This is a genomic window from Halobacillus aidingensis (assembly GCF_900104185.1).
In the GTDB taxonomy this organism is placed as follows: Bacteria; Bacillota; Bacilli; order Bacillales; family Halobacillaceae; genus Halobacillus; species Halobacillus aidingensis.
Genome location: NZ_FNIZ01000013.1, coordinates 1 through 12,982 on the forward strand (window position 1 = coordinate 1; position 12,982 = coordinate 12,982).

14 protein-coding genes, 1 tRNA gene, 2 rRNA genes and 1 riboswitch are annotated in these 12,982 nt (G+C 43.4%); of the genes, 10 read left to right on the forward strand and 7 right to left on the reverse strand.

Annotation, left to right across the window (positions count from 1 at the left end):
* From BLS23_RS12820 to BLS23_RS12835, 4 genes are all read left to right on the forward strand, one after another.
* A 23S ribosomal RNA gene (locus BLS23_RS12820) occupies positions 1 to 310 on the forward strand; the annotation flags it as partial.
* Between the two features lie 135 nt (positions 311 to 445).
* Positions 446 to 522, forward strand: a tRNA-Met gene (locus tag BLS23_RS12825).
* Between the two features lie 27 nt (positions 523 to 549).
* Positions 550 to 663 (forward strand): 5S ribosomal RNA (gene rrf / locus BLS23_RS12830).
* Between the two features lie 676 nt (positions 664 to 1,339).
* Positions 1,340 to 2,446, forward strand: coding sequence for a flavin monoamine oxidase family protein (locus BLS23_RS12835; RefSeq protein WP_089652950.1), 1,107 nt, complete (start codon positions 1,340 to 1,342; stop codon positions 2,444 to 2,446).
* 135 nt (positions 2,447 to 2,581) lie between these two features.
* Here the strand turns inward: BLS23_RS12835 and BLS23_RS21435 are convergent, their stop codons facing one another.
* The 5 genes from BLS23_RS21435 to BLS23_RS12860 all read right to left on the reverse strand — a co-directional run bounded on the left by BLS23_RS21435 (position 2,582) and on the right by BLS23_RS12860 (position 6,427).
* The gene (locus BLS23_RS21435; RefSeq protein WP_143015270.1) at positions 2,582 to 3,001 is read right to left on the reverse strand and encodes a restriction endonuclease; all 420 of its coding nucleotides are present in this window, start codon (positions 2,999 to 3,001) and stop codon (positions 2,582 to 2,584) included.
* An 851-nt stretch (positions 3,002 to 3,852) separates the two neighbouring features.
* Entirely contained in the window at positions 3,853 to 4,317 is a 465-nt protein-coding gene (locus BLS23_RS12845) for a DMT family transporter (protein ID WP_089652952.1), read from the reverse strand.
* A gap of 11 nt (positions 4,318 to 4,328) precedes the next feature.
* Positions 4,329 to 4,757, reverse strand: a complete 429-nt coding sequence (locus BLS23_RS12850; RefSeq protein WP_089652953.1) for a DMT family transporter — start codon at positions 4,755 to 4,757, stop codon at positions 4,329 to 4,331.
* Positions 4,758 to 4,843: 86 nt separating this feature from the next.
* Positions 4,844 to 5,158 carry an ArsR/SmtB family transcription factor gene (locus BLS23_RS12855; protein WP_089652954.1) on the reverse strand — a complete coding sequence of 105 codons (315 nt, stop codon included), beginning with the start codon at positions 5,156 to 5,158 and terminating at the stop codon, positions 4,844 to 4,846.
* Positions 5,159 to 5,611: 453 nt separating this feature from the next.
* Positions 5,612 to 6,427, reverse strand: a complete 816-nt coding sequence (locus BLS23_RS12860; protein WP_089652955.1) for a YitT family protein — start codon at positions 6,425 to 6,427, stop codon at positions 5,612 to 5,614.
* A gap of 154 nt (positions 6,428 to 6,581) precedes the next feature.
* Positions 6,582 to 6,690: riboswitch (TPP riboswitch) on the forward strand.
* A 155-nt stretch (positions 6,691 to 6,845) separates the two neighbouring features.
* Here BLS23_RS12860 and tenA point away from each other — a divergent pair.
* The 6 genes from tenA to BLS23_RS12890 all read left to right on the forward strand — a co-directional run bounded on the left by tenA (position 6,846) and on the right by BLS23_RS12890 (position 11,273).
* Positions 6,846 to 7,544, forward strand: a complete 699-nt coding sequence (gene tenA / locus BLS23_RS12865) for a thiaminase II (RefSeq protein WP_089652956.1) — start codon at positions 6,846 to 6,848, stop codon at positions 7,542 to 7,544.
* A 235-nt stretch (positions 7,545 to 7,779) separates the two neighbouring features.
* On the forward strand, positions 7,780 to 8,163 hold the full coding sequence (locus BLS23_RS12870) for a thiamine phosphate synthase (protein WP_089652957.1): 384 nt from the start codon (positions 7,780 to 7,782) through the stop codon (positions 8,161 to 8,163).
* A complete protein-coding gene (gene thiO / locus BLS23_RS12875) occupies positions 8,160 to 9,287 on the forward strand; it encodes a glycine oxidase ThiO (protein WP_089652958.1) in 1,128 nt (375 codons plus the stop codon). Before BLS23_RS12870 ends, thiO begins: the two co-directional genes overlap by 4 nt.
* Positions 9,284 to 9,487, forward strand: a complete 204-nt coding sequence (gene thiS, locus BLS23_RS12880; RefSeq protein WP_089652959.1) for a sulfur carrier protein ThiS — start codon at positions 9,284 to 9,286, stop codon at positions 9,485 to 9,487. The genes thiO and thiS overlap by 4 nt, the downstream gene beginning before the upstream one ends.
* Before the next feature lie 2 nt (positions 9,488 to 9,489).
* Complete coding sequence (locus tag BLS23_RS12885) at positions 9,490 to 10,257, forward strand: thiazole synthase (protein WP_089652960.1); 768 nt, start codon at positions 9,490 to 9,492, stop codon at positions 10,255 to 10,257.
* Positions 10,254 to 11,273 carry a thiazole biosynthesis adenylyltransferase ThiF gene (locus tag BLS23_RS12890; protein WP_089652961.1) on the forward strand — a complete coding sequence of 340 codons (1,020 nt, stop codon included), beginning with the start codon at positions 10,254 to 10,256 and terminating at the stop codon, positions 11,271 to 11,273. The genes BLS23_RS12885 and BLS23_RS12890 overlap by 4 nt, the downstream gene beginning before the upstream one ends.
* Positions 11,274 to 11,771: 498 nt before the next feature.
* Here BLS23_RS12890 and BLS23_RS12895 read toward each other — a convergent pair whose 3' ends face one another.
* Complete coding sequence (locus tag BLS23_RS12895) at positions 11,772 to 11,921, reverse strand: aspartyl-phosphate phosphatase Spo0E family protein (protein WP_089652962.1); 150 nt, start codon at positions 11,919 to 11,921, stop codon at positions 11,772 to 11,774.
* Between the two features lie 308 nt (positions 11,922 to 12,229).
* Complete coding sequence (locus tag BLS23_RS12900; RefSeq protein ID WP_089652963.1) at positions 12,230 to 12,586, reverse strand: response regulator; 357 nt, start codon at positions 12,584 to 12,586, stop codon at positions 12,230 to 12,232.
* Positions 12,587 to 12,982: the final 396 nt, after the last annotated feature.

Sequence of the window (12,982 nt, forward strand, 5' to 3'; positions counted from 1 at the left end):
CGTCGTGAGACAGTTCGGTCCCTATCCGTCGTGGGCGTTGGAAATTTGAAAGGAGCTGTCCTTAGTACGAGAGGACCGGGATGGACACACCGCTGGTGTACCAGTTGTTCCGCCAGGAGCATCGCTGGGTAGCTACGTGTGGTCGGGATAAGTGCTGAAAGCATCTAAGCATGAAGCCCCCCTTGAGATGAGATTTCCCTTTGCTTTAAGCAAATAAGATCCCTCAGAGACGATGAGGTTGATAGGTCCGAGGTGGAAGCGTGGTGACACGTGGAGCTGACGGATACTAATGGATCGATGACTTATCTATCTGATGAAAATCATTCGTGAATGACAGTACTTTTTCAATAAAAGATGTTCCTTATCCAGTTTTGAGGGTTCACCTGAACTTATGGGAATAAATAAATGTTCATATTATGGGAGCACATCAAGTTTCCCACATTATCGCGGGGTAGAGCAGTCTGGCAGCTCGTCGGGCTCATAACCCGGAGGTCACAGGTTCAAATCCTGTCCCCGCAACCAATAATTTTACTTCAAACTTTATATTGATGTGGTGGTGAAGGCGAAGAGGTCACACCTGTTCCCATGCCGAACACAGCAGTTAAGCTCTTCAGCGCCGATGGTAGTCGGGTTTACCCCCGTGAGAGTAGGACGCCGCCACATGATCCCTTAGCCTTTCAGGATTTATTTCCTGAAGGGTTTTTTCGTATGCTCATTTTTGTGTGGAGGGAGAGCCAGGGTGTAAATATATTCTTACAAGTCCATCCGTTTATTAGTTATCTTTATATCTTTCGTTATGGTTATCTTTATTGCAAGTTTGTCTTTCTACCAGCAAAACGATTTCAGCTGGCTTGCATTCATTTTTCTTTTGTTCGTTTTCGGTGTGACCAGAACCATCCCTGCGCTTCCAATGCAAAAGAACCTACTTTCCTTATGGAGGAGCAGGTTCTTTCTTTTCTTACATATAGTATTCATTTGCACATTAGTGTAAGAGTATGTCGGAGTCAGGCACGACATCATTATTGAACTATGATCCGAAGCAAGTAGGACTGGCCTCACTATTGTGCTTGTCTGAAGGGTAAATAAAAGGATAGAATAGGGAAAGAAATTGGAATCATAGATGATCCATTTAGTTCAAATGCATAGCAACGTATCATAATAGCGTTTGTACAAGGAGTTCAACTATTAGCCGGATTTTCAGGGGACCTTGACTTATTATGACATGATGGTTCAAAATCTGATAAATAAATGAAGACGATTAACAAGCCTGGAATCAGGTGAAAAAGTTTGGTTTTAAAGCATATTCACCATTAACAAACCATGGAAAGGAGGAAGGAATGTGAAAAATCCTGTAGTCATTGTTGGTGCTGGTTTAAGCGGTCTGCGTGCTGCCTCTCTACTTGCTGCCCAAGGCGTAGAGTGTAAGGTGCTGGAGGCACGAGATAGGATTGGCGGTAGGGTCTTGAGTACTTCAGATCCAAATAGACCTGACCTGGGCAAATTCGACCTCGGCCCTACATGGTACTGGCCGCAATATGAAAGCACGATTTCCAACCTTGTTAAAGAACTGAATCTAGAAACGTTCGTCCAGCACACAAAAGGGGCGATGCTTTCAGAACGATCCCAAAACATGTCGCCAGAGCGTTTTGTGCTTCCAGAAAATTCGATTGAAAGGTCCATTCGCCTCAAAGGCGGGGTGCAGTCTCTTATCGATGCTGTAGAAGATACGATTCCTTCCGGGTTCATTGAGCTTGAAACGCGAGTTACAGCCATTCAACTTGATAAAGATGGGGCTATTACTGTGGAAGCAGATCTTGCGGATGGAAGGAGAAAAAAAGTTTCAGCAAGTGCTGTTATCTTAGCATTACCACCGCGGATGGTGGCGCATCATATTGATTTTTCTCCTTCCCTACCTCAAGATACGATCAATGACCTCATAAGCAAACCTACGTGGATGGCTGGACAAGCCAAGGCCATAGCTGTTTATGATCGTCCCTTTTGGAGGGAGGCAGGCCTCTCTGGATTTGCAACAAGTTGGGTTGGACCGTTACAAGAAATCCATGATGCTTCTCCTGAAACAGGGGCTGGTGCATTATTTGGATTTTTCGGCATGCCACCGAAAGCGCGCCGGGAAATGGGGGAGGATCAAGTGTTACAATTGGTCATCGATCAATTGGTCAGGCTTTTTGGAACCTCCGCTCAAAACGTGAGGGCGATCTTATACAAAGATTGGTCCAAAGATTCCGAAACCGCTGCTGAGGAAGATTTAGAGCTGCTTAGAGATTTTCCGAGCTATGGTCTGCCACAGAAAAAAGGGGTATGGGAAAAGAAAATTATATTTGCTGGTACAGAGGCCGATTCAGAGTCTGGTGGCCATCTTGATGGTGCCCTCCTGGCAGCTGAAAAGGCAGTGAATGAAATCAATATTCTAAATAACAACTTTTGAACGAGTATTAGAAAGACGCGTAGGAGATTCTTTTTGGAGGAACATAGTAACAAACCTCCGATTGTCTTATGCTCGTGAACGCCCCATTCGAAACTAAAAGATTACCGGACAATGTTTATAAATAAAAAAACCAATCTACCGCCATAGATTGGTTTTTTCTTTTGAGATATCTTTACGTATAGGTTTTCTTTTAATGGAGTTTTTATTGTAATGTCTTAACATAAGGATAAGATCATCACGGTCCAGCAACTTCACTTTGTTTTTATGTGCTTGTACAATTGCTGCATTCGTATAGAATTGATTAGTTATGACCCACTTCTTATTGGCTTTATAATATCCTGAAGCACCAATTATTTCATTTACGGCTGATATACCTATATTGTTAGAGTACCTTTTCGCTTGGACTACAATGACATCTAATCCTTTTCTTAAGATAAGGTCTGCTCCATAATCACCAGACTTAGGAGTTCGTTTTACATCATATCCTTCATTTCTTAATAAGTGAGAAAGGACGGTTTTAAACTGAATACCACTCATGGAATCGATTTCTTCCATTAGATCATTCCATTGAATGCTGTTATAGGATAAATTGTTGGATTTATTGAGAATTATTTTAATGACCAAAAAAGCTAAGTAAATAACCGAATAAAGAAAGAAGAGAAGGAATGAAAGATATATGATTCCATCCGTAGGAAATAGACAAACAACACAGTAATAAAGCAAGTTTGAAATTCCAATGAATTTCGCCTTCTCTGATAATGACCAGTCCTTGAATTGTTGTATTTTTTTCCATTGCTTTATGTAGTATTTAAATATTATAATCAACCACCTTACATATAAGATCAGATGGTATTTTGCCCAATGATTAGGAAATTATACTGCTTTGGAATTACTCTTGTCGACATGGATTAAAGAATAGTGCCTGACCCCCACTGCGCTGAAGTGTTAACGTGGTGGGGGTCAGGCACGAACATTAGCACTTGCAGGCATGTACGGTCCTTCTTCCGTTGACATCCAACAACATTTAGACCGCATGTATGGCTCCCGTTTAAGTCATGGAACTCATTTAGTTTGGGCAACAGGTGGAAGTTTGGTGCCAAAAGATATTATGGAAGGTCTTGTTTCTAAAGGGACATCATTTCTTCGTCAGGAGGAATAGAAAAAACGAACCTGTTGTAGTCACCCTCACGGCAGAACTGTGAAGAGCGGGGATGGGTCGGCGCTTCCTGATTAAAAAGGCCTGAATGAAAGTGTCTGCCCCCCAGTGCGTTAACACTTTAGCGAAGCGGGATCAGGCACTGATAATGTTAAATAACCAACACTTGCATTCAATAGATATATTCTATCTAATAAAAAAACACTGCAATCTTATTTTTAACGATTGCAGTGTTTTGAAATTTACTATACTACGCAGAGATTTCTTCGCTGGCACGTGTATTTCCTTTATAGATAAAGTAAAGAGCAATAATCATAAAGAGTAATGCAAAACCACGTTTCATATCCAAAGGAATTACTAAACTGTTGAACCAACCGAAATTATCAATAAGAATACCGATGACAAGCTGACCGATGATAACCGTAATATTGGTTGCAATGACCCCGATTTTAGGGACAGCGGCTATTATGAAAAGTAAAAACAACACACCTAAAAATACGGCGCTTAATTGCCATTTAGGTACTTCTACAATGGCAAGCAAATTTCCATGACCAAAGAATAGTATAATAATTGCTAGAAACATGGTTCCAGTCAGAAAAGTTAACAGGGTCGTTTCGATGGTTCCTGCTTTACGACCGAATGTACCATTAACAGCTGATTGTGCGCTTAATGTGAGACCACCTAAAAAGGTGAATAGAATCATTAATATACCCATTTCGAGACCTCCTAGTAAACTAAAATAAGTGCTATAATCATTGAAATAACAGCGAATATTTTTTCTTTATTGACTCTGGATTTCTTGCTTCCAAGCCAACCATAATGTTCAATCACTATACTCATTACTAATTGACCAATAATTACTGCAACCATAGTTATTCCGACACCGACAAATGGAACACTAATAACAATAGATGTTAAATAGACAACTCCCAAGACACCCCCAAGCAGTGTCCATTTAGGTGCTTCAACGATATAAGAAAATTTCCCTTTTCCAAAGAATAGCCAAAGTAATCCGAGGATGATCGAACCAATAAAGAAGTTATAAAAACTAGTTTCCAGTTTTCCTATCGTTTTTCCTAATTCACCATAAATAGCTCCTTCAAAACTAAGCGCTGCTCCTGCCAATAACGCTAATATATATGAGATGTAACGCATGGAATGAATTCCTCCTGAGATCTTTATATTTAAATATCTAGAATAATCGATATATTATATTAAAAAAGAAACAGAAATCAACCAACTCAGATTTCTGTTTTAAGGTATTCAGCAAACTGACGAATGGCTTCTTCATTTCTTCGATAGTATGTCCACTGGCCATAACGGACAGATTCAAGAAGACCAGCTTTCTGCATCATCGTCAAGTAGTGAGATACCGTAGATTGAGAAGCTTCGGCTTTTTCTTGAATGTCTCCTACACATACTCCCCCTTTATAACTGACCTCCTTTGGCAGGTGAGCGCCCTGTTTAGGAAAATGCTTCTCCGGTTCCTTCAACCACTTTAAAATGTTAAGTCTAGTTTTGTTGGATAAAGCCTTAAATACATCAATTGGTTCCATAAGCCATATTATATATCGGTTTTTATCGATATGTCAATTTAGCAGAAATTAAATAAGAGGTGGAACCATAAAATTCAGGGAAGGTTCTAAAAAAGATTGCCCACTTTAGCCATATAAAGCAGACAGTCTTTTAATAATTTGGCAATATCTAATAGAAGAATTTCCTCATTTGCGTCTTAAGATGTGTAACAAAGCCTGCACAAGAGCTGCCGTCACTCATGCCTCTCTATCGATTACCAAAGCCAAAATTATTTGGATGTGCAGAAGAAGTAGCAGATCAAATTCAACCCTGGTACGAAGCAGGAGTATCCTGCAGGTTTCGTGCTTTTATCGATTTAGTCGTTTCTATGTGACAAGAAAAAGGAATTTCCCGTGTGCGCTTCCTGAGTAAAAAGGCCTGACCCCAAGCGCTCTATTTAGCGGAGTGGGGTCAGGCATGATTGAAGTCTATATTTACCTTCTGAAATTTCCTATGACTTCTACCGTTTCACTGACACTAACAAAGGCTTTGGGGTCTATGCTTGTAATCAATGATTTTACTAACGCAAGTTCATAACGCGTAATAACCGTATAGAGCACTTTACGTTCTGTGTTGGAATACCCACCTTGACCGTACATGACAGTGATACCGCGTATTAAATTATCCAGCAGCTCACTTTTCACTTCTTCCCCACGATCGGATACAACCATTAAGCTAAGCTTCACATGGCGGGTATGAACACGGTCGATCACTATTCCAGTAATATAAATGGATATCATGGTGTACAGAGCTAATTCCCATGAAAAAACAAAGCCGGAGATAAAAACAACCACACTATTGATAGCAAAAATCAATACTCCTAACGGGATATCACGCTTCAAAGTGAGGAGAAGCCCGATAATATCAGCTCCACCACCGGATCCGTAAAACCTGATGATCAGACCAATGGATCCGCCAGCAATCGCTCCTCCGAATACGCATGCTAACAAGGCATCTTCTGTTACTTGAGTGACGGGGAGATATTGCATCGTGATGGAGGTGACAACGACAGAAAATATGCTATTCGCAATAAACTCTTTTCCTAGCTTCATCCATCCTAGGATAAAGATCGGGGCATTCAGAACCACTAACCAAATCCCCGCACTTATAGGAGTAAGTAAACCGAACACCATAGCCAGCCCGGTCACCCCACCAGTTAAAACTTCATTTGGTATCAAAAACAGGTTGAAGGCTGCTCCTAATATGATGGAGGTGGCAAACAGTACTGCTAAATTTTTCAAGCGACTCATGAGAACACTCCAATTCATGCTATAGAAAATACTAAATGAATTCTAGGGGCCATGAATTTGGAAGTCAATGATATTTTATTACATTCGTTTTTTTGGGAATGTTTTGACAATTATTCAGAACATGTTACGATATCAGTGAAATCAAAAAACATAGACGATCCACTAGGGGTGCCTTCTCATAAGGCTGAGATTAAAGTGTAGCTTTAAGACTCTTAGAACCTGATCTGGTTGATACCAGCGTAGGGAAGTGGCGGTCAGCGTGTATCTTAAGCTACATATAGATATTTACACCTGAAACCACTATCTTTACGCACATAAAGATAGTGGTTTTTTAGTGTCTGGAAATAGATGCAGAGAGTGCCTGCGTCTTATCCTTTTTTCCTTGCTCGTGGATCGTCGGGAAAAGGAGAGAATCACAATGAAATTTTCACAGCAGATTCGTGAAGCGGTGGATCCCATTTGGGAAGCAAGTTTCCATCATCCTTTTGTCAAAGGGATTGGAGAAGGGACGCTATCGCTCGAGCAGTTCCGCTACTATGTCCTTCAGGATTCTTATTATTTATCCCATTTTTCCAGAGTGCAGGCGATGGGAGCAGCAAAGTCAGAGGACATGAAAACCATGGCCAGTATGGCTTCTCATGCTCAAGGGACGTATGAAGCAGAGATGGAGCTTCATGAGAACTTTTCAAAAAGACTCGGAATCACAGAAGAGGAGCGCAACCAGTTCACTCCTTCTCCGACGGCTTATGCGTACGCCTCTCATATGTACCGGGGCGCCTACCATGGGGATTTGGGAGAGATTATCGCTACGATTCTTCCGTGCTATTGGCTTTATTATGAAGTTGGGGAGCACTTGAAAGATCATCAGCCGGAAGAACCGATTTATCAGGAGTGGATCGGCACCTATGGCGGGGATTGGTTCCGGACGCTGGTTGAGGAGCAGATCCAGCGGCTGGATGATCTGGCGGAATTGAAATCGGAAGCGGGCCGTGAGCGGATGAAAGAGTTGTTTGTGATCAGCAGTCAGTATGAGTACAAGTTTTGGGAAATGGCATACCAAATGGAAGAGTGGCCGTTTGATATGAAAACTTCTCAACTGGCTGGCAAAGGAGAATGAATCGTGAGGCCATCCATTCACTTGATTTCGACAGGAGAGCAGATGTTTGCTGAACTAACCGAGACAGTGAGTGCGGTCCAGCAGGAAATCGATTTTCTCCACATTCGAGAAAAGCAACGCTCTGCTGCTGAAATTTTTGCTGGCATTCAACAGCTGACGGATGCCGGTTTTCCAATGGAGCGTATCATCCTCAATGACAGGGCTGACGTTGCTTTTGTAGCAGGAGGACTTCGGGGTGCAGTTGACTCACCACAGCCTCCCAGTCTCACAAGTGAAGCAAACCTTTCCCGAACTGAATGTAGGGAAATCCGTTCATTCATTAAAAGAGGCCATAGATGCGAAAGAGGAAGGAGCGGATTTTCTCCTATACGGAAATATCTATCCGACCTCCTCCAAGCCGGGAAAAGCGGGGAAAGGATTGGATTCGCTCCGTGAAATTATTGAACATGTCGGGTGCCCGGTCGTTGCTATCGGTGGAATAACGCCAGAGCGGGCAGGGGATGTCATTCGTACGGGAGCTCAGGGGATTGCAGTCATGTCCGGAATTCTACAGGCGGAGGATCCTGTGAAAGCAGCGCAGGCTTACCGGACGGAAGTCGATGGAGGGAGGATGTTATGAATAAGCATTATGAAACGATTGTTGTCGGTGCTGGGGTGATCGGCAGTTCCATCGCCTATCATTTGGCCAAGCGCGGACGCTCTGTTCTTCTCCTTGAGCGAGAGACAATCGCCGGCAAAGCATCTTCAGCTGCTGCTGGCATGCTTGGAGCGCAATCGGAACTAAAAGACGTGGACGATTCATTGTATTCACTCGCTACAGCAAGTAGGGCAATGTTTCCTGCGTTGGCTGAAGAGTTGAAAGAATATAGCGGCATTGATATTGGGCTGCAGCAAAAAGGCATTTATAAAATTGCTACAAATGAAGGAGAAAGGGAAGAGTTGATCGCTTATGGGGAAGTTCAAAGAAAGCGCGGGGAGGAAGCGAGGTGGCTGGAGCCTGCTGAATTGCAAAGGGAAGAGCCGGCGCTGTCTTCCCAGCTGAGTGGCACTTTATTTCTCCCCAACGATGGTCAGGTATCCGCTCCTGATTTGTCGAAGGCTTTTGCCATGTCAGCAGTAGAGCTTGGGGCAGAACTTCTCGAGTACACCGATGTACAAGGTTTGATTAAAGAAGGGGATCAGGTCACGGGAGTGAGAACAAATCGAGGAAACATGAGCACCGACCATGTCGTTGTCGCCTGTGGTGCCTGGAGTGAAGATTTGCTTGGTAAACAGAATTCCGGGATGGATATGTATCCGGTTAAAGGTGAATGTTTTTCTGTGAAAACGAAGCGCAGGCTCATTCAAGGCACGCTCTTTTCTAAGGGGTGTTACATCGTTCCGAAAGTGGGAGGGCGTCTGGTGATCGGCGCGACCGAAGAACCTGGTACTTTTGATGAAACGGTAACCTTGGGCGGATTATTTCCATTAATCAAAGCAGCGACTCAGTTAGTACCTGAACTTGTTTTTGCAGAGTGGGAAACAGCCTGGGCCGGGCTTCGCCCACAAACGAAAGCCGCCATTCCGTATCTGGGCCCGCACCCGGAGTATTCCGGACTCTTTATCGCTGCCGGACACTATCGCAATGGCATTTTATTGTCACCTATAACAGGAAAAGTGATCGCAGACTTAATCGAAGGCAAGCATGTTCCTCAGAAATGGACCACCACTGGGAATTTATTACGTGGAGGAGTGAACCTATGAAACTACGAATCAATGGCGAATGGCTGACCGTTCCGGAAACGGTCGATACGATCGGTGAGCTACTGGGTCATTTTCAATTGGATCAGCGGGTGGTAATCGTTGAACAGAATGAAACCATCTTGGAGAAGGAATCACGATCAGATAACAAGGTGCAGGATGGAGATAGCATTGAAATCGTACAATTTGTAGGAGGCGGATGAAGATGTTGAAAATCGGTAACCAGGAATTCAAGTCACGTTTGTTGTTAGGCACAGGAAAGTATCCGGATTTTGACGTTCAGAAAAAGGCAGTGGAGGCATCAGGGACCGACATCCTTACCTTTACCGTAAGGCGGATGAATATTTTCGAACCGAGCCAGCCGAATTTCCTTGAACAGCTCGATGTAGAGAGATATACGCTCCTTCCGAACACGGCGGGTGCGAAAACGGCAGAAGAAGCGGTCCGACATGCAAAACTAGCCAAAGCTTCAGGGCTCTGCGATATGATCAAGGTAGAAGTCATCGGCTGTGACAGGACGTTACTGCCGGACCCTGTAGAAACGCTCAAAGCAACGGAAGAACTGATAAAAGAAGGCTTCACGGTTCTTCCGTATACGTCTGATGATGTTGTGCTTGCCCGACGGCTTGAAGAATTGGGTGCTCATGCGGTTATGCCGGGAGCTTCCCCGATTGGTTCTGGACAAGGGATCATCAACCGTGAGAATCTTCGTTTCATTATGGAACAATCCACGGTGCCTGTCATTGTGGATGCCGGAATCGGATCACCGGCGGATGCGGCACAGGCGATGGAGCTTGGAGCGGACGGTGTGTTATTAAATACAGCTGTTTCAGCAGCGGAAGATCCAGTGAAGATGGCCGAAGCGATGAAGCTAGCGATCGAAGCCGGACGTCTCGGTTATGAAGCAGGAAGGATTCCGAAGAAACGCTATGCCACAGCAAGCAGCCCGATGGAGGGAATGAGCCGGACATGAATGAACGCTATTCCAGACAGACGCTTTTCTCTCCCATTGGAGAAGCCGGCCAGAAAAAAATCAGAGAGAAACATGTGCTGCTTCTTGGAGCAGGAGCGCTGGGAACAGGAAATGCTGAAGCTCTCGTGCGGGCAGGAATTGGACGGTTAACGGTAATTGACCGCGACTATGTCGAGTGGAGCAATCTCCAAAGGCAGCAATTGTACTCAGAGCGGGATGCCGAAGACCGTCTCCCAAAAGCAGTTGCGGCGAAACAACGTTTGTTGGAGGTGAACAGTGACGTAAAAGTCGATGCCTACGTCATGGATGCGACGCCATCTGAAATGGAACGGTTGTTGGATGGCGTCGATCTCATGATCGATGCCACCGATAACTTTGACGCCAGAATGATGATGAACGACCTCTCTCAAAAATATCAGATTCCCTGGATTTACGGCGCATGCGTAAGCAGTTATGGCATCTGCTATACCATTCTTCCGGGAGAGACCCCTTGTTTGAACTGCCTGCTTGATCAAGTGCCTCGTGGCGGTATGACCTGTGATACTGCCGGGATTATCAGTCCTGCCGTGCAGATGGTCGTAGCTCATCAAACCGTAGAGGCGATGAAAATATTAGTGGAAGATTGGGCGGCGGTCAGCAGGAAGCTTGTTTCCTTTGACCTGTGGCAGAATCAGCATACATCCATCAACGTATCCAGGATGAAAAACGAAAGCTGCCCTTCTTGTGGAGAGAACCCTTCCTATCCATTTTTAAAATACAGCCATCAGATGAAAACGGCTGTATTATGCGGGCGTGATTCGGTCCAAATCCGCCCTCCGGCGAGCAGAGAATGGAGTTTAGAGGAGGTAGCCCGAACTCTTGCTCAACAAGAGGTAAAGGTTGAACTAAATCCATATCTCGTTTCTTTTACAACAGAAAATAGAAGGATGGTTCTCTTTAAGGACGGTCGTGCTTTGATACATGGAACGCAGGATGAGACCGAAGCGAAGACACTTTATCATCGATACTTTGGCTAACAGCAAATCGTTCTGATGCCTGGATCCAATAGTTAGGGTAAGGCACGGATACGAGTGAAATATGTTTTAAGAATAATAGAACATTATAAATAAAAAAATTCAAAAGTAGATAAGCGACAACCTTATTTGTTGAGGACAAAAGAGCGCTTCAATCAAGAAGCGCTCTATCATTATGACTACTCCTCGTTTCTGAGATGATTTCTTACTGAACAATACATTCATTTCTTCCCTAAACGGTTCACTTAGATGACTGTTCTTTCGTTAGATTTCGTGAAGAATGTCCAAATTCGTAACAGGTGTGATAAAAGGAAAAGGATGAAAGGAGCGAAATATGGGAAGAATACATAAAATTACTCTCTTGGAGCTGAAAACAGATGGTAAACTCTTTCCTGTTAAATGATAGCTTCCTGGGTCCGATCATTCTGTTCTTTACTTTTGCCTGTTTAGCAGTCTTTTTTACCTTTCATTTTTTAAAAACAAGTGACGTCAGTGGCGCATCTATAGTAAGGAGTGGAGTTGATTGAGAAGTTTATCCAGCTTTTGAGATATGTATAAAACATCCTCATCGTCTGCTCCATTTAAATAGGCATCATACATTTCTTGTCGAACAGATTCTATTTTTTCTTCTAACAATGAAATATCATCCATAGTAATCCTCCGCGTAAACTCTTCCAACTCAAGATTAACACATGTCTTTACAATATCCTGACAATTCGAATGATTTTGATCGTGGCAGTTTGAAACAGGCAAAAGGTGCCAGGGACTAAATTCCTTATCTTAGGTGTTGGTAGCTTTAGAAATAAATTACGCCAGCGCAAAGGATCTGGCGTAACTAACTAATGATACTCATCGCAAAAGCTGGATATAAGGGGTGTTTATGTGGTTCTCTATGTCTCCTTATGGATGAAAAATGCCAGTGCAGAATGAATGCACTGACAGATAGGGGTGATATCTCTTTATCTTTCCTGTAATTTTTCTATGGCTGAAGAGAGTCTATGAAAAAGTGGTTTTTGAATGAAGTCAATGACTCCTAAAGAAGCACACCGGTCGAGGAGCTGAATATCACTGAGTTCAGAACAAACAATCACCTGTGCTTTTGGATACTTGCTATGTAGCTCCTCTAAGCATTCTAAACCTTCCATATCTGACATGGAAACATCCATGAGTACAAGCTCTGGATGATATCGATCATAAAGGGAGAGGACTTCCATGCAATCTTCCGTTTCCGCCAAAACTTTATAGGAATGTCTCTCTAATATACTTTTCAACCTGAATTTCTCTCGAGAGTTATCTACCAATAGTGCAGTAGGCATATAATCTTCCTTACGTCGAATGGTCTCCCTAACCCCATCTTTATACCTGTGTAAATCTTCACCCCATCCATATCATAACAGACCAGCTGATGAGAGAATAGAAAAAAGTCGAGTCCGTAGAGTTGAAAGGGATGTGGGATGTTTACCTCCCAAGGGATTAAATCAAAACATACAACGGCGTTTTGTACGAATCTTCCGTCCGGTCGGCATGACTTGAAAGGAAATGGTGATGGGATCCCGACGGTCATTTAATGTAGACAACCAGGGGAGTGTAGGAAATGGTCAAATAGTAGTCTATGTAGAACGCTTTCTGTTGGGGAGGGTTCTTTTTTGTTGACTTGGGAAATCAGTGGGTTATTTAGGGGCTAAAGGTGGAAAAAATGCGGGAGATTTCCC